Here is a 16,906-nt window from a genome sequence, read left to right as displayed (position 1 = left end):
AAAAGAAGAAGGATTTTTATAACTTTGTGTCTAATATATTAGTAAAAGGAAATTTTTAAACAAAAGATAAGGGAGAAAAAGGGGGGATACCGTGAAGTTATACAAACCTTCTGATTCTAGCAAAAATCCGTTGCAATGGATATGTAATCTTTTGGATAATGCCCATGATTTTTTTATATTGAAAGATTTAAGTGGCAAAGTGGTCTACATAAATAAGAGGCTTCTTGAGATATTGGGGTATAGTGTTGATGATGTAGAAAATTATGATTATTTTTTTTACCATATCTTAAAGTATAAGGAAATAGGGCCCTATGAGGATGGGCTTATTATAGAGCTTACAGCAAAATATAACATAAAAATGTCATTTAGCATAAGGTTGAGTTCTATAACTAACACTGCAGGGGATAAAATAGCCTATTTAGGTTTTGTAAAATTGAGAAATTATTTTAAAATAGAACCAGGACATTATTTTAATTTGTTTAAAAGTCCTACAGATGTTATGGATATTACAGAAGAAGGAGTTATAGTAGTTGACGGCAAATTCAACGTAGTTTATATAAATAACAAGGCTTGTGAATTATTTGGTATAAAATATACGAGATTTGTAAATGAAAAATTTTTCGAAATTATAAAAAAATACGATCTCAATGCATCAGAAGAAGGATTAGTCAAAGGTGAGAAAATTGTAATTCCTTCCAAAAATAATATTGAAGAAAGAGTGCTTTTACTAAAGTATGGTAAGCTAAATAATGACCATTGGAAAGTTATCACTGTAAAGAATATAACTGAGGATTTAAAATATAAAAAATTGATTGAGCAAACTGAGAAATACACAATTGCTGGGGAATTTGCGGCAACAACTATTCATGAGATAAAAAATTCTCTAACTTCTATAAAAGGTTTTATACAGCTTTTACAGGCTAAGCATCCAGATAGTTCTACTTATTATGAGACTATTTTAGATGAGGTAAATAGAGTATTGGGCTTAATAAAAAATTACCTTGGCATAGTGAGAAACAGTGAAGAAGAAGGGGAAGCTGAAATAGACATAAATACTGTTATAAATCAGTATTTGCTTCTTTTTGAAGCGGAAGCTACCAAAAAAGGGGTTAAAATAGAAAAGCGTTTTGGCGATGTTCCACTTGTGAAAATGAACAAAAATCATCTTAAACAGCTTATTTTAAATATTGTACAAAATTCCCTTCACGCTATTGAAGAGAATGGTAAAATAATATTGAATACAAAATATAATCATCACACAAAAAAGATAATAATAAGGGTTGCGGATAATGGAGGTGGTATAGAGAAAAAATATCTTAAACGAGTTCTTGAGCCACTTTTTACAACTAAGAAAGAAGGAACAGGATTAGGACTTGCGATTTGCAGAAGCATAGCAGAGATGTACAATGGAGATATTAAAATTTTTAGTAAAAAAGGTAAAGGTACACTTGTAAAAATAATTTTAGGTGATAAATGAAAAGCTGGAGGGGAAAATATGAAAACTGATATTGAAATAGCTCAAGAAGCGAAAATGCTTCATATAAGGGATGTTGCAAAAAAGTTAGACATTGATGAAGATTACTTAGAATACTACGGCAAGTATAAAGCAAAAATTTCTCCTGCGTTATGGGAGAAAATAAAGGACAGAAAAGATGGCAAGCTTATTCTTGTCACAGCGATAACTCCCACCCCTGCAGGCGAGGGTAAGACTACACTTACTGTAGGATTAGGACAGGCTCTTGCCAAAATAGGTAAAAAAGCCATGATAGCCTTGAGGGAGCCCTCATTAGGACCTTCTATGGGAATAAAAGGTGGAGCGGCTGGGGGAGGATATTCTCAAGTTGTACCTATGGAGGACATAAATTTACACTTTACAGGAGATTTACATGCGATTACTGCTGCTCATAATCTACTAGCTGCTATGATTGACAATCACATCCATCATGGAAATGAACTTAATATTGACATAAGGACTATTACATGGAAAAGAGCTATGGACATGAATGATAGGGCTTTAAGAGAAGTAATAGTAGGACTTGGAGGAAAAGCAAATGGATATCCAAGACAAGATGGTTTTATAATAACTGTGGCGTCGGAAATAATGGCAATTTTGTGTTTAGCTCGAGACCTGATGGATTTAAAAAGAAGAATTGGCGACATAATTGTAGCATATGATAAAGATGGCAATCCTGTAACTGCAAGAGACTTAAAGGCCGATGGAGCTATGACAGTCTTATTAAAAGATGCTATAAAGCCTAATTTAGTGCAGACGATTGAAAACGTTCCAGCATTTGTTCATGGAGGGCCTTTTGCAAATATTGCTCATGGATGTAATAGCTTAATTGCCACTAAATATGGTTTGAAATTGGCGGATTATCTTGTAACAGAGGCAGGCTTTGGTGCTGATTTAGGGGCTGAAAAATTCTTTGACATAAAGTCAAGGTTTGGAGGACTAACACCCAATGCAGCCGTCATAGTAGCGACTGTAAGAGCTTTAAAGATGCATGGAGGAGTTAAGAAGGAAGACTTACAAAAAGAAGATGTGGAAGCAGTAAGAAGAGGAATAGAAAATCTTGAAAAGCAAGTTGAAAATGTGAGGAAATTTGGGGTACCAGTGGTTGTAGCTCTCAACAGGTTTGTTTTTGATACTGAAAGGGAAATTGAAGAGGTAAGAAAGGCCTGCGAAGAAATGGGAGTAGATATGGCAGTAGCGGAAGTTTGGGAAAAAGGAGGAGAAGGCGGAATAGAGTTAGCTGAAAAAGTTGTGAAAGCTTGTGAGACACCTTCCAACTTCCACGTTTTGTATGATGAAACACTTCCAATTAAAGATAAATTGCACATAATTGCAACAGAAATATATGGAGCTGATGGAGTAGAATATACTGCTTCTGCTCTTAAAGATATAGCAAACCTTGAAAGACTAGGCTTTGACAAGATGCCAATAGTTGTGGCAAAAACTCAATATTCTCTTTCTGATGACCCTAAACTTTTAGGCCGTCCAAGAGGATTTAAGATAACAGTAAGAGAATTGAGAGTTTCAAGGGGTGCAGGATTTGTTGTGGTTTTCACAGGAGATATAATGACAATGCCAGGCCTTCCAAAGCATCCTGCAGCAGAAAACATAGACATTGATGAAAACGGAAGAATAACAGGACTGTTTTAAGGGAGTGTAGATGAAAGTAGATGAAAAAAGAAATATTAGATATACAAAATTTGTCACAGGCGAAAAAGGAACTTAGCCAAATAAAAGCTGAAGAAATTTCTGTAGATATTATGGCACCAAAAGCCGTTTTCAGGGTTGTCAAGCTCTTTGATGTACATCCAGCAGCTGCTAACATAATAAAACAGGAGATGCTAGCTATAGGAGGAGAAGCAGCTGTAGCAAGAGGTTGCGTAAATATGAGTGTTGAAAAATCTGACGTTATTATAATGGGAACATTAAGACAATATCAAAGGCTTTTGGCAAAACTTAAGATGCAAAAGGGCTATTTTGGGCTTAATGAAGTTGTAGAAGAATTAAAAAGTGTTATTGAGGAAATGTCTAGATAGGCGGCGAAGAGGTCTTCTCTTTGGCCGCTTTTTTGCTAAAAAAGAAACTTCTAATGAAAAGGTAAACATTTGTTAAAAATTTGTGTTATAATGTTAAGGGGAAAATTAAAGGAGGGTTTTTTATGGTTGACAAGGAAGAATTAGAAAAAATTAAGCGCAAGAAAGAAGAATGGGAAGTCAATCAAAGGCAAAAGGTGTTAACTAAGTTTCCTGAGAGGAAAAAGGAGTTCAAGACCTCGTCTGGGATAGAGATTAAGGAGATTTACACACCTTACGACATAAGTGATATAGATTATCTCGAAAAGATTGGTTTTCCAGGAGAATATCCTTATACAAGAGGCGTACAGCCTACTATGTATAGAGGCAAATTTTGGACTATGAGGCAATATGCAGGATTTGGAACTGCAGAAGAGTCGAATAAAAGGTTTAAATATCTTTTGTCTCAAGGGCAGACAGGTTTGAGCGTAGCTTTTGACTTACCTACACAGATAGGCTATGATTCTGACCATCCAATGGCTGAAGGAGAAGTTGGTAAAGTCGGTGTAGCCATAGATTCACTTTACGACATGGAAATTCTCTTTGACGGCATTCCTCTCGACAAAGTCAGTACTTCTATGACGATTAATGCACCTGCTGCAATACTTCTTGCAATGTACATTGCAGTTGCAGAAAAGCAAGGGGTATCTCCAGATAAGTTGAATGGGACTATTCAAAACGATATTTTAAAAGAATATGTGGCTCGTGGAACTTATATTTTCCCAACAGGTCCTTCTATGAGGCTTATCACTAACATTTTTGAGTATTGTTCCAAGTATGTTCCTAAGTGGAATACCATAAGTATAAGCGGTTATCACATAAGAGAAGCAGGAGCAACAGCAGTACAGGAAGTGGCCTTCACTTTGGCAAATGGGATAGCTTATGTAGAGGCAGCCATAAAAGCAGGTCTTGATGTGGATGAGTTTGCTCCAAGATTGTCCTTTTTCTTCAATGCCCACAACGACCTTTTCGAAGAAGTCGCTAAATTTAGGGCAGCAAGAAGAATGTGGGCAAAGATAATGAAAGAAAGATTTAACGCCAAAGACCCAAGGTCAATGATGATGAGATTCCACACACAAACGGCAGGTTCCACTCTTACTGCGCAACAACCAGACAACAATATTGTCAGAGTTACTATTCAAGCTTTGGCTGCGGTTTTAGGAGGTACTCAGTCACTACATACAAACAGTAGAGATGAAGCTCTTGCTCTTCCAACAGAAGATTCAGTGAGAATTGCCTTAAGGACGCAGCAGATTATTGCTTATGAAAGTGGTGTTTGTGAGACTCCAGATCCATTGGCCGGAAGTTACTATGTTGAAAAATTGACGGATGAAATTGAAAAGAGGGCTTTTGAATATATAAAGAAAATTGATGAATTAGGAGGAGCGGCAAGAGCTATTGATTTGGGATATATACAAAAAGAAATACAAGAAAGTGCATATAGATATCAAAAAGAAATAGAATCTGGTGAAAGAGTAATAGTAGGGCTTAACAAATTCCAAATTGAAGAGGAGCCGCCAAAAGGGCTTTTAAAAGTAGACCCTGCTGTAGAAGAATTGCAAAAACAAAAAATCGCTAAAGTAAAAGAAATGAGAAACAATGCCAGTGTGAAAAAGACTTTAGAGGCCTTGAAAAAAGCTGCAGAAGGAGACGACAACTTGATGCCTTGGATATTAGATGCAGTAAGGGAATATGCGACATTAGGTGAAATTACAGATGTGCTGCGTTCTGTTTTTGGAGAATATCAGCAGCAGATTATACTGTAAAGTATTTCGGTAATATGTCAAGAGGGTGATAAAAAAATTCAAAAAAATTTAATAAAATAACCTAAAAAAGGGCATAGCAAAGCTAACCATCACGCAATAAGCTGATGGAAATTAATGTAAAATATGGTTATGGGATAATATGTTAACTTATACAATCATCTCCTTTCATTATTGGGGATTTATAAAGTTTTTCTTCGCGCAGCAGAGCGAAGACTAACCTTACAGTTTTACGTGCAGTCAATACAAGAGCACGTTTATGCTTGTGAGTTTTGCTTTCTTTAAATTTGCGGGCATAGTATTGTGAGAACTCAGGTAAATACTTCCTGAGCTGGTCAGCTGCTTGAATAAAATAATATCTGAGATACTCATTACCAGTACGCTTGAGATATGTGTCCTCCGCTTTAAAATCAGCAGACTGGTACTCTGACCAATAAAGGCCGGAAAACTTTGCAAGGGCATTATCATTATCAAACCTTGAAATTCCGCCTATCTCAGATATTAAGCCGGCTGCGATGGTTGGGCCAATACCTTTTACTGATGTAAGACAAAGGAATTCATTGTTAAATCCTTTTACCTCATTAATAATGGCTTTTTCTACAGCTTTCTTCTGTTTTTCAAGGGACTGTAGATTATCAAAGCAAGACTTGATAACAAAGTTTAAAGAATCATCTACAGTAGCATTAATTCTATAAGACTTGTGAACAGCCTCTTGAAGCAATTTAGCTGTAGCTTCTGGATCATCAAAGCGATCTTTACTCTTGTCAACCAAAAAGCCGGCAAGCTCATCAAGCGGTCGAGCCGCAATATCATCAAGGGTGAAAAACTCATTAAATATTTCAGTAGCAGTTGCTCCAAAATTATTACTAAAGACTTTATTTTGGCACAAACCGCTAAACTTAAGGAACAAATTGCTGAGGAAATAATTTTTTCTCTAACAATACTATTAACAATGTGAAAGCGATGGCGAGTAAGCCTCTGGAGAGCAAGATATCTAAAATCTACAGAACAAGATTTGGGGAGTCTACCGAATCTCAGTTTTTCAGCAATAGCAAAGGCATCAATCCAGTCATTTTTAGGTAAATTGCCGAGAGACTTTTTAAAAGCATTAATAATATTAGCATTAAAAGTAGTAATAGAAGGTTGATAAGGCTTAAGAGCAGAATGATCAGCCAAATAATACTGGAGGTGCCAGCCATAGACTGAAGTAGATTCCAAACCAATAAAGACCTTTTGGATATTGTATTTATTACAACACTCCAAGATACGGGAAACTATAACATCACAACCATGAGGGTTATTTTCTACAGAAAAACGAGAGGAAGCATCATTACCCTCCTGGTCGAGAATATGAACCTTGACATCATTCAGGCTTACATCCATACCAACAAAAAGCTTATTCAAGATTGTTACACCTCCTTTCAAAATTGATAAAGTAAGTACAAGTAAAAGTTAATTTGAGATAACCCTAGCAACCAGATTATGTAGCAACCTCGCAATTAGCTCTTAATATATAAGCCTGAATCCTCTGCTGCCAGGGGCTTATATATGACAAAGCAGATTTCGCGTAAGAAAAGGCAAATCTGGTGTAGGGACCACACTTTAAAGAGCGGTCAAGCCGCATGGAGGACGAAAGCCTGTCCCACATTAACTTTACAGTATAATAATGCTACAAGTTATCTCAAAAGTAAATAATAAGGCCGAAAAAAGATGAGACGGCCGCGCCATGAATCCTGCATATTGCGCAATATTACGGATTCATGGCAATAGATAAGATTTTAGACAAGATGAGAATATTAAAGATTTCCAGTTATGAATGCGCTTTATTAAATTTTTAAGAAGTGAGACAAATTTATTGTCTTTAAAATTAATTATACGAGGAGGATAAATATGGACAGACCTATAAGAGTATTAGTGGCAAAGCCGGGATTAGACGGTCACGACAGGGGAGCAAAAGTAATTGCAAGAGCTTTAAGAGATGCGGGAATGGAAGTGATATACACAGGGCTTAGGCAAACTCCTGAGCAAATTGCAGAAGCTGCCATACAAGAAGACGTAGATGTTGTAGCTTTAAGCATTTTGTCAGGAGCTCACAACACTTTATTTCCCAAGATAACCAAGCTTTTAAAAGAAAGAGGAGCAGATGACATACTAGTAATAGGAGGAGGAATCATTCCCGAAGAAGACATACCTTTTTTGAAAGAGAATGGAATAGCGGAAATTTTTACACCCGGTACGCCTACCTCTGCAGTGATTGAATATATAAAACAACATGTCAATAGGGCGGTATAAAAATGGAGAACTTAGAAGAACTTTTGATAAAAGGGGATAAAAGGGCTATTGCCAGAACTATAACTTATGCGGAAAACTATGAGGATAAAGCCAAAGAGATAATAAAAAAGCTTTATGAAAGGTCTGGTAATGCTTATATTATAGGCATTACCGGGCCGCCGGGTGTTGGTAAGAGCACATTGACAGACAAATTAATTAAAAATTTAGTTGATGTAGGTAAAAAAATAGGAGTAATAGCAGTAGACCCCACTAGCCCTTTTACAGGGGGTTCACTTTTAGGAGACAGGATAAGAATGCAGGATTTATCTCAGCATCCTAATGTTTACATAAGGAGCATGGGCACAAGAGGTCATCTTGGTGGTCTTTCCAAAGGGACATATATGGCAGCGAGAATTTTAGATATAGCCGGCATGGATTACATTTTTATAGAGACAGTGGGAGTAGGCCAGTCAGAGATTGACATAGTAAAAATTGCCGATACAGTAGTGATGGTTTTAGCCCCAGGCTTGGGGGACGATGTACAAGCTATAAAAGCTGGAATCATGGAAATAGGGGATATTTTTGTCGTAAACAAATGTGACAAAGAGGGAGCAGACAAAACTGTAGTTGAACTTAATATGATGTTGGATTTGGATGAAAAAAGATTGGAGACCACCGGTAGTAAAAGTGGCTGCGCAAGAAAATAAAGGGATTGATGAACTTATTGATAAAATTGATGACCATAAAAGTTATTTGATAGAAAGTGGAACTTTTCAAGAAAGGAGAATTGAAAGATTAAAAATGGAAATAATTGAAAGCATAAAAAATAAATTGATGAAGAATATCTTTGACAAAATTCAAGAAAAGGAATTTTCATCTAGGCTGCAACAGGTGATAGATAAAAAAATAGACCCTTACACTTTTGCAGATGAATTGTACAAAGATGTTTTTAATTAGATTTTATGAGGAGGTATTAAAATGATAAAAAAATTGACCACATAGGTATTGCGGTTAAAAGTATTGAAGAAGCATCAAAATTTTATAAAGATGTATTAGGTCTTGAAATAACAGGGGTAGAAGTAGTAGAAGAGCAAAAGGTAAAGACAGCTTTTATTCCAGTAGGAGATAGTGAGATAGAGCTTTTGGAGTCTACTTCCGATGATGGCCCTATAGCAAAGTTTATAGAAAAAAGGGGAGAGGGTATACAGCACATTGCCCTTCAAGTAGATGATATTGAAAAGACTTTGGAAGAATTAAAACAAAAGGGAATTAAACTTATAGATGAGGTACCGAGATATGGAGCTGGAGGTGCTAAAATAGCTTTTGTACATCCTAAAAGTACAAATGGAGTTCTTTTAGAGCTTTGCCAGAGGGATTAAATTTATTGTGTATTTGGAATGTATGTGGTATATTATTTTGGGAGGTACTAATAATAACTGCTACTATTAAGTTGCAGTAAGGCTATAAGGAGGAAATTGTATGAGCGTCCATGATATGATAGAAGAACTTAAAAGAAGGAAAGAAAAAGTTTTAGAAGGTGGAGGAGCTAAGAGAATAGCTGTTCAGCACGAAAAGGGAAAATTGACTGCAAGAGAGAGAATATATAAGCTTCTTGACAAGGACAGTTTTGTAGAAATAGACCCTTTTGTAGAGCATCGGTGTTATGACTTTGGGATGGAAAAGCAAAAATATCCTGGAGAAGGAGTTGTAACAGGTTACGGTACGATAGACGGAAGATTGGTATATGTATATGCGCAGGACTTTACTGTATTAGGTGGTTCATTAGGAGAATATCATGCAAAAAAAATAACTAAAGTGATGGACATGGCAATGAAGATGGGAGCACCTATAATAGGTCTTAACGACTCAGGAGGTGCTCGCATACAAGAGGGAGTAGATGCTCTTTCAGGTTATGGAAACATATTTTACAGAAATACCTTAGCCTCCGGCGTTATACCTCAAATTTCAGTGATAATGGGTCCAAGTGCGGGAGGGGCCGTCTATTCACCGGCATTGACAGATTTTATTTTTATGGTAGACAAAACTAGTCAAATGTTTATAACAGGTCCACAAGTTATAAAAGCTGTAACTGGAGAAGAAGTTACTCCTGAAGAATTGGGAGGATCAATAACTCACAATAGATTAAGCGGTGTTGCTCATTTTAGGGGTCCAAATGATGAAGAAGTTCTTAAGATGGTGAGGAATTTATTGAGTTATTTACCTTCTAACAACTTAGAAGACCCACCACAATACGAGACAGGGGATAATCCCAATAGAGTTTCTCAAAGACTTATGGAGATAATTCCAGACAATCCTAATAAGCCTTATGACATGAAAGAATTATTAAGAGAAATAGTCGACAATGGAGAATTTTTAGAGTCACAAGAGATGTACGCAGAAAATATCATCACAGCTTTTGCAAGACTTAATGGAAAGACAATAGGAATTGTGGCAAATCAACCAAGAGTATTAGCAGGAGTGCTTGACATAAACGCCTCTGATAAAGCAGCAAGATTTATTCGTTTTTGTGATGCTTTTAACATTCCCATACTAAGCATAGTTGACGTACCTGGATTTTTGCCTGGGACAAATCAGGAATATGGCGGGATAATAAGACATGGGGCAAAAATGCTTTACGCTTATTCTGAGGCTACTGTACCAAAAGTGACTTTAATTGTGAGAAAAGCTTATGGTGGTGCTTATCTTGCAATGTGCAGCAAAGACTTAGGGGCTGACATAGTATTTGCATGGCCTACGGCAGAGATTGCGGTTATGGGTCCAGAAGGAGCAGCAAACATTGTATTTAAAAATGAAATCAATGAGGCAGAAAATCCTGCAGAAGTGAGGCAGCAAAAGATAAATGAATACAGAGATAATTTTGCAAATCCATACAGGGCTGCAGCTCGTGGCTATGTAGATGATGTAATTATTCCTTCTGAGACAAGGCCAAGGCTTATATCAGCTTTTGATATGCTCTCTAGCAAAAGAGAGAGTCGTCTTCCTAAGAAACATGGCAATATACCTCTATAAGGTGGTGCTTTTATGGAAGGTTTTTTGGAGTTTTTAAAAAAGTCTTTAGTGATGAGGAAAAAGAAGAAGTAAAAAGTATTGATAAGGAAGTAAATGAGGGAAAAGAAGAAGATACAGAGCTTATCGCTGCAATTACAGCGGCAATAGCTTTGTATCTACAAGCTGATACAAGTACTTTTTATGTAAAGTCTATAGTAAGATTTCCAGAGACTGCTCCAGTCTGGGCTAGAGTGGGGCGGCAGGAGCAAATGAGAACAAGATTGTAACTGAAGGAGGAATTTTTGTGAAGAAATTTAAAGTGACAGTAAATGGCAAAGTATATGAAGTTGAAGTAGAGGAGATAAAAGAGAAGGATGAAGTTTCTAACATAACACAAATGGCAACTGTTTCACAGCCTAAAGTAACTCAAACTCAGACGACTCTAGAGCCAGTTTCAAAAGCTGAAGCTCCTTCTCCGGCAGCTAAAGGCTCTAAAGTAATTTCTGCGCCTATGCCAGGCACAATTCTTGATGTAAAAGTTAAAGAAGGTGACAGGGTAAAGCGGGGAGATGTCGTAGTAATTTTAGAGGCTATGAAGATGGAAAATGAAATAATGGCGCCTGAAGAAGGAGTTATAGCAAGCATACATGTTTCTAAAGGCTCTTCCGTAAACACAGGAGATATTTTAGTGACTATGAATTAAAAAATTATTGATGAGTAAGACTTTTTTTGGTAAAATAGAGTTGCGGGTATCGTCTTCGAACCTGACAACCGATAAAAATTTAATATTGTTGGGCGTTCGGAACGGTATCCTGAAAAGGAACCGGAACGGGGGTGAGTAGGTTGCAAATTAAAGCAGTTAGAGAAAAGGAAAAAGGCAAGTTAACGAAGATTTCTTTAAGGCAGATCACTGTAGCAGGGATGTTGGCTGCAATATCTATTGTTTTATCTACCACTATTTTGGGCTACATTCCATTAGGGATTGCTAATGCTACTACAATGCATATCCCGGCAATTATAGGTGGAGTATTAGAAGGCCCTATTGTAGGAGCTTTTATAGGCTTGATTTTTGGCCTTACCAGCTTTATAAGGCAAAATACACCTCTTTTTGCTGACCCTATAATTGCCATATTGCCTAGAATTTTTATAGGAGTGGTAGCTTATTATACTTACAAATTAACTAAAAATGTTGGTATTGCAGCAGCATTAGGTACTTTAACAAATACCATCGGTGTTTTGGGTTTAGCAGTGCTTCTAAAATATATGCCACTTAAGGTTGCATTATTTGTAGCTTTAAAAAATGGCATATTTGAGATTATTGTAGCTGTGATATTGACAACAATGATAGTAAAGTCTTTGAAAAAAGTGTATAATAAATAACAAGCAGGCTTATGCCTGCTTAATTTTAATAAGAAGGTGATGGATTTGCTTTTAGCTTTTGATGTAGGAAATACAAATATTGTAATGGGGATTTTTAAAGGGAAGAAACTCTTGCATTCTTTTAGAATATCTACAGACAAGAATAAAACTTCTGACGAATATGGGATGTTGATAAATCAGCTTTTTGAATACAATGGTTTAAAGCTTAGAGATGTAGATGCAGTTATAATTTCTTCTGTTGTACCTCCTATTATGCACACACTTGAATCAATGACTATAAAATACTGCAATACCAAGCCTTTAATCGTGGGTCCTGGGATAAGGACAGGAATAAACATAAAATATGATAATCCAAAAGAAGTAGGGGCAGATAGGATTGTAAATGCTGTAGCTGCTTATGAAATATATGGAGGCCCTGTGATAGTAATAGATTTTGGTACAGCTACTACTTTTTGTGCAATTTCTAAAAATTGTGAGTATTTAGGTGGAATAATTGCTCCTGGATTGGCAATATCTGCTGATGCACTTTTTCAAAGAACTGCTAAACTTCCTAAAATTGAACTTACAAAACCGCCTACTGTTATTTGCAAAAATACAGTGGCCAGCATGCAATCAGGCATCATATATGGACATGTTGGAATGGTGGATTATATAGTAAGTAGAATGAAAGAAGAATTTGCACCAGATGCATATGTAGTAGCAACAGGCGGTTTTGCAAAAATGATTGCAGAGGAGTCAAAAACTATTAATACAGTAAATGATATGCTGACTTTAGAAGGGTTAAGAATAATATATGAGAGGAATGTAGACTAATTCCTCTCATTTTATTTTTCTAATTTTTGCGATTATATAAAGAAGTATAGGGAAAAACACTTCAAACCAAAAGACCTCAAAGGGAAAACATCTTTGAAAATAAGTGTACAATCCATCTAAACTTTCAGACACATTTTCGGAAAGTGGGATTAACAAAGTAGCAAGTGGCAGCAAAATAAAGCGGTAATCTGGGGATTTTATCGTTTCAGCCAATCCTTTTGCGAAGAGATAAGTAAATATTACAATTTTAAGATAAATTCCCATTAACCACATTGCCATTACCAATGAATCAAATCGCTGTATGTAATCGCTAATTCTTATATTTCTCACCATTTCCAAAGCTGTAAATTGGAAATTCGCTGCAGTTTTTGCTCCAAATATTCCTATTGCTAAAACTCCCAACATCATGCTAAGAGCTAATATTCCAAGGCTTAATATCCCTCCTTTTAAAGCCTTTTCTTTTTCTGAGATATGAGGGAATATAAGAAGTATTATTACCGTTTCAAGCATGAAGGAAGTAATGAGGATTGAACCTATTATTGGCGGTTTTATGCCGTCTTCAAGTATTGGGAGAAAATTTGTCATATCAACTTTTGGAAGGTCCAAAGTGATTACAAATGCCAATAGGAGCATTCCAAAAGGAAATAAAAACTCATTTAGTTTGACAATTGCTAAAAAACCTTTTGAGACGGTGTACATTACTGATATCATCAAGACTACATAGAAAACTATTGGGGGTGTGAGGCATAAAAGCATTGACCATGATCTCTATTAATTCTCTCATTACTAAAGAAATACCGTGTAAAATAAACAATAAATAAAGGAAAGCTATTATTTTGCCTATAAATTTTCCAACTATCTTGTCCACATAAGAAAAAAGTATTTCCTCTTTAAAGAGCATTGCTAGTTTATAATAAAAGACAAAGACAATACTGGAGGTTACAAAAGATATTAAGACTGAAATCCAAGAGTCTTGTTTTGCAGCTAATGCCACAAAAGAAGGCAAAAAAACGTCTGCTGTTGAGATCACAGTTGTGACCAATAAAAATATCATTTGTTTTGTAGAAATTTTCTTTTCTGAAGTCTTTTCATATTGTTCCATTCTTTTAAACATAACCGACTCCCAAACCCATTTTTTTTTATTATTTGTCCGACACTAACATAATATTCTAAAAAACTTGAAATAATAATATTTGGAGGTGTATAAAATGCCCCATAAATTGCCTGATCCACAGTATGTAAAAGAAAATTATCAATACATGACTCTTAGCAAAGAATTAGAAGAAAATATATATATATTTCAAGTGCTTTTAAAAGGGAATAATGACATGGTTTTTAGGCAAATTAGCATAGGAGATAAAAAAGTTAAAGCTTTTTTAGTATATGTAGATGGAATGGTAGATAAGTTGTTAATTACTCGAAATATTTTAGAGCCAATAATGATAGAGACAAGAAAGTTGAATAAAATCATATACACTAATGACCAACTCTTTAATTATATAAATGAATATTTTATAACAACTTCAGAAGTAAATGTAAAAGATAAAATTGGAGATATAATAGACGACTTACTTTCTGGAGAGACAATACTTTTAATTGATGGAGTGGAAAAAGCATTAATCATTTCTACAAAGGGATGGGAAGGAAGAAATATAGCTGAGTCTACTACAGAATCCTATGTAAGAGGTCCTAAAGAGGCTTTTGTAGAAACTTTAAGAATAAATACTTCTATGCTTAGAAGGAGAATAAAACACCCTGATTTTGTAATTGAAAATATGAAAATAGGTAAATATTCTAAAACTGATGTTTCTATTGCTTATATAAAGAGTATTGCAGAGGATAAAGTAGTTCAAGAAGTGAAAAAAAGATTAAAAAAAGTTCAAATTGATGGAGTAATTGACAGTGGCTATTTAGAAGAATTTATAGAAGATAATCCTTTTTCTCCTTTTCCCCAAATAGCTCATTCTGAAAAGCCGGATAGAGTAAGTGCAGAAATTTTAGAAGGGAAAGTAGCAATATTGGTAGATGGTTCACCTTTTGTGCTTACAGTTCCTGCAATTTTTGTACAATTTTTTCAAGCAGGGGAAGATTATTATGAGAGATATTTTTTATCTTCAGCTCTTAGAGTTTTGAGGATTATAGCTATGCTGACGGCTTTGTTATTTCCTTCAATATACATTGCAGAGACTACTTTTCATCAAGAAATGATACCTACGCAACTGGCTATTTCTGTAGCTGCACAGCGGGAGGGAGTACCTTTTCCTGCTCTTTTAGAGGCTTTATTCATGGAAGTCACTTTTGAAATACTTAGAGAAGCAGGAATTAGGCTTCCTATGCAAGTAGGTCAGGCTGTGAGCATTGTTGGAGGTCTTGTAATAGGACAAGCAGCTGTGCAAGCAGGACTTGTATCGCCTGCAATGGTTATTGTGGTGGCATTGACGGGAATAGCTTCCTTTGCAATTCCGGCTTTTAATATAGCCATAACTTTTAGGCTTTTAAGATTTATCATAATGATTGCGGCTGGGACTTTAGGGTTTTTTGGGATAATAATGGTGGTTATGATGATACTAGCTCATATGGCATCACTAGAATCTTTTGGAGTGCCATATCTTGCACCTATGGCACCAAGTAAGACTCAAGAGTTGTCTGATGTGCTTATAAGGATACCATGGTGGGCAAAGATATTAAGACCTCGAACTATACAGAGAAAAAATATTGTAAGGCAGGAGGATACAAGAGGATAATATGAAAAGATTTATAATATTAATTTTGACAATTGCCATTTTACTGACGGGTTGCTGGGACAAGAGAGAAATAAATCAATTAGCATTTGTCCAGGGATTAGGTATTGAAAGAGGAAAAGACGACATGATACATCTCATTGTAGAAATTTTAAAACCGGGCCTTCTTACAGCAGGTGGAGGCGGTACCGGTGGGACTGGAGGAGGAAGTGCAGCTGGCAAACCTTATGCTGTCTTCCAAGCCAGTGGTGTAGATTTTGCGAAAGCTTTTGCTAATTTAAATGATGAGTTGCCAAGGAGCCTTTTTATGCAATATAACGAAATAATATTTTTAGATGAAAAATTTGCGCGCTCAGGGATATATCAAACTTTAGACTTTATGACGAGAAATCCTGAGTTTAGGAGGACTGCCTATATATTAGTTGTAACAGGGGGAAGCATACAAGAACTTTTTAATCTTCCCAGCTCTAATGAACTGGAAAGATATCCTTATAAAGAAGTTATGGGGCTTATATCAAATCAGGCAAATACGGCTTCTTCTTATGTTTCTGATTTAAATGAATTTATTGAAACATTGGAAATTCCTAAAAAAGCGCCTATTACAGGAAGACTCGTGATTGTAAAAAAAGATGGAAAAGCCACAGGGATTAGACTGTCTGGCTCTGCAGTGTTTGACAATGACAAATTAATTGGCTTTTTAGAAGAACAAGATACAAAAGCAGTTGCTACACTTATGAATAAATTAAAAAGAAGTACCTTGACTTTAGATAAAGGTCTAAAAGGAGAAAAGGCCCATATCTCTCTTGTAGTTACTAAAGCGCGTACACAAATTTCTCCTAAAATAAAAGATGGTGATATTTCTTTCGACATAAAAGTAAATGTAGAAGCTTATTTAAATGAGCAAGAAACAAAATATGAGTTAACTGAGCCAGAAAACCTGGAGAAATTGCAAACCATGGTAAGCAAAAAAATAAAAACTGCCATAGAACATGCCCTTTTTATACTTCAAAAGAAGTACAATGCTGATGTAGTAGGGTTTGTAGACATTTTACACAAAAGAAATCCTGCATTATGGAAAGAAGTTGAAAAAGATTGGGATAAAATTTACCCTGATGTGAAATTTAACGTAGCAGTAAAATCAGTTATAAAAAGGTCAGGACTGTCTTCTAAGCCTATACATCCGAGGTGAGATAAATGATTTTTAAAGTGATTATGCTTACTCTTTTATTTGTCCTTTTTTCTTTTATTGAGGTGCCAAGACTTGTAAGAGAAAAAAAGGTCAAGGAGGTTGTTGTGTTTTTTGTCTTTTTAATTGCAGGATATGTATTTAATCTTCTTTACCTT

13 protein-coding genes and 3 pseudogenes are annotated in these 16,906 nt (G+C 35.7%); 14 read left to right on the top strand and 2 right to left on the bottom strand.

Going from position 1 to position 16,906, the window contains the following annotated elements; all coding sequences use genetic code 11:
- Positions 1-91: 91 nt before the first annotated feature.
- From OEI98_RS12770 to OEI98_RS12755, 4 genes are all read left to right on the top strand, one after another.
- On the top strand, positions 92-1,477 hold the full coding sequence (locus OEI98_RS12770) for an ATP-binding protein (protein WP_003870718.1): 1,386 nt from the start codon (positions 92-94) through the stop codon (positions 1,475-1,477).
- Positions 1,478-1,495: 18 nt separating this feature from the next.
- A complete protein-coding gene (locus OEI98_RS12765; protein WP_014063515.1) occupies positions 1,496-3,163 on the top strand; it encodes a formate--tetrahydrofolate ligase in 1,668 nt (555 codons plus the stop codon).
- A 20-nt stretch (positions 3,164-3,183) separates the two neighbouring features.
- Positions 3,184-3,549: a hypothetical protein gene (locus tag OEI98_RS12760; RefSeq protein WP_003867801.1), complete on the top strand. Its 366-nt coding sequence runs from the start codon at positions 3,184-3,186 to the stop codon at positions 3,547-3,549.
- A gap of 122 nt (positions 3,550-3,671) precedes the next feature.
- Entirely contained in the window at positions 3,672-5,351 is a 1,680-nt protein-coding gene (locus OEI98_RS12755; protein ID WP_003870716.1) for an acyl-CoA mutase large subunit family protein, read from the top strand.
- A gap of 142 nt (positions 5,352-5,493) precedes the next feature.
- Here the strand turns inward: OEI98_RS12755 and OEI98_RS12750 are convergent.
- Positions 5,494-6,731: pseudogene (locus OEI98_RS12750) on the bottom strand (IS110 family transposase).
- A gap of 507 nt (positions 6,732-7,238) precedes the next feature.
- Here OEI98_RS12750 and OEI98_RS12745 point away from each other — a divergent pair.
- The 8 genes and pseudogenes from OEI98_RS12745 to OEI98_RS12715 all read left to right on the top strand — a co-directional run bounded on the left by OEI98_RS12745 (position 7,239) and on the right by OEI98_RS12715 (position 12,821).
- Entirely contained in the window at positions 7,239-7,640 is a 402-nt protein-coding gene (locus OEI98_RS12745) for a cobalamin B12-binding domain-containing protein (protein ID WP_003870715.1), read from the top strand.
- Positions 7,641-7,642: 2 nt separating this feature from the next.
- Positions 7,643-8,576, top strand: a pseudogene (gene meaB / locus OEI98_RS12740) (methylmalonyl Co-A mutase-associated GTPase MeaB).
- A 32-nt stretch (positions 8,577-8,608) separates the two neighbouring features.
- Positions 8,609-8,998, top strand: coding sequence for a methylmalonyl-CoA epimerase (gene mce / locus OEI98_RS12735; protein ID WP_323053823.1), 390 nt, complete (start codon positions 8,609-8,611; stop codon positions 8,996-8,998).
- A gap of 100 nt (positions 8,999-9,098) precedes the next feature.
- Entirely contained in the window at positions 9,099-10,649 is a 1,551-nt protein-coding gene (locus OEI98_RS12730) for an acyl-CoA carboxylase subunit beta (protein WP_003870712.1), read from the top strand.
- Entirely contained in the window at positions 10,646-10,915 is a 270-nt protein-coding gene (locus OEI98_RS15165; RefSeq protein ID WP_323053821.1) for an OadG family transporter subunit, read from the top strand. The genes OEI98_RS12730 and OEI98_RS15165 overlap by 4 nt, the downstream gene beginning before the upstream one ends.
- A 17-nt stretch (positions 10,916-10,932) precedes the next feature.
- Entirely contained in the window at positions 10,933-11,331 is a 399-nt protein-coding gene (locus OEI98_RS12725; protein WP_003870710.1) for a DUF2118 domain-containing protein, read from the top strand.
- Positions 11,332-11,471: 140 nt separating this feature from the next.
- Positions 11,472-12,008, top strand: coding sequence for an ECF transporter S component (locus OEI98_RS12720; protein WP_003870709.1), 537 nt, complete (start codon positions 11,472-11,474; stop codon positions 12,006-12,008).
- A gap of 45 nt (positions 12,009-12,053) precedes the next feature.
- Entirely contained in the window at positions 12,054-12,821 is a 768-nt protein-coding gene (locus tag OEI98_RS12715) for a type III pantothenate kinase (RefSeq protein ID WP_003870708.1), read from the top strand.
- 6 nt (positions 12,822-12,827) lie between these two features.
- Here the strand turns inward: OEI98_RS12715 and OEI98_RS12710 are convergent.
- A pseudogene (locus OEI98_RS12710) lies at positions 12,828-13,935 on the bottom strand (GerAB/ArcD/ProY family transporter).
- A 94-nt stretch (positions 13,936-14,029) separates the two neighbouring features.
- Between OEI98_RS12710 and OEI98_RS12705 the strand changes: the two are divergent.
- Together OEI98_RS12705 and OEI98_RS12700 are read left to right on the top strand one after the other, a co-directional pair.
- Positions 14,030-15,565: a spore germination protein gene (locus OEI98_RS12705; RefSeq protein WP_003870706.1), complete on the top strand. Its 1,536-nt coding sequence runs from the start codon at positions 14,030-14,032 to the stop codon at positions 15,563-15,565.
- Position 15,566: 1 nt separating this feature from the next.
- On the top strand, positions 15,567-16,751 hold the full coding sequence (locus OEI98_RS12700; protein ID WP_006569595.1) for a Ger(x)C family spore germination protein: 1,185 nt from the start codon (positions 15,567-15,569) through the stop codon (positions 16,749-16,751).
- Positions 16,752-16,906: the final 155 nt, after the last annotated feature.

Source organism: Thermoanaerobacter sp. RKWS2 (assembly GCF_026240795.1).
Lineage (GTDB): Bacteria > Bacillota > Thermoanaerobacteria > Thermoanaerobacterales > Thermoanaerobacteraceae > Thermoanaerobacter > Thermoanaerobacter ethanolicus.
Note: the sequence above shows the minus strand (reverse complement) of the source record. Positions and strands in the feature narration are given on the sequence as shown.

Bases quoted from the DNA above. Each gene is read 5' to 3' on its own strand.
- OEI98_RS12700 (WP_006569595.1), top strand. From the start codon at position 15,567: ATGAAAAGATTTATAATATTAATTTTGACAATTGCCATTTTACTGACG.
- OEI98_RS12760 (WP_003867801.1), top strand. From the start codon at position 3,184: ATGAAAAAAGAAATATTAGATATACAAAATTTGTCACAGGCGAAAAAG.
- OEI98_RS12755 (WP_003870716.1), top strand. From the start codon at position 3,672: ATGGTTGACAAGGAAGAATTAGAAAAAATTAAGCGCAAGAAAGAAGAA.
- OEI98_RS12705 (WP_003870706.1), top strand. From the start codon at position 14,030: ATGCCCCATAAATTGCCTGATCCACAGTATGTAAAAGAAAATTATCAA.
- OEI98_RS12745 (WP_003870715.1), top strand. From the start codon at position 7,239: ATGGACAGACCTATAAGAGTATTAGTGGCAAAGCCGGGATTAGACGGT.
- OEI98_RS12730 (WP_003870712.1), top strand. From the start codon at position 9,099: ATGAGCGTCCATGATATGATAGAAGAACTTAAAAGAAGGAAAGAAAAA.
- OEI98_RS12765 (WP_014063515.1), top strand. From the start codon at position 1,496: ATGAAAACTGATATTGAAATAGCTCAAGAAGCGAAAATGCTTCATATA.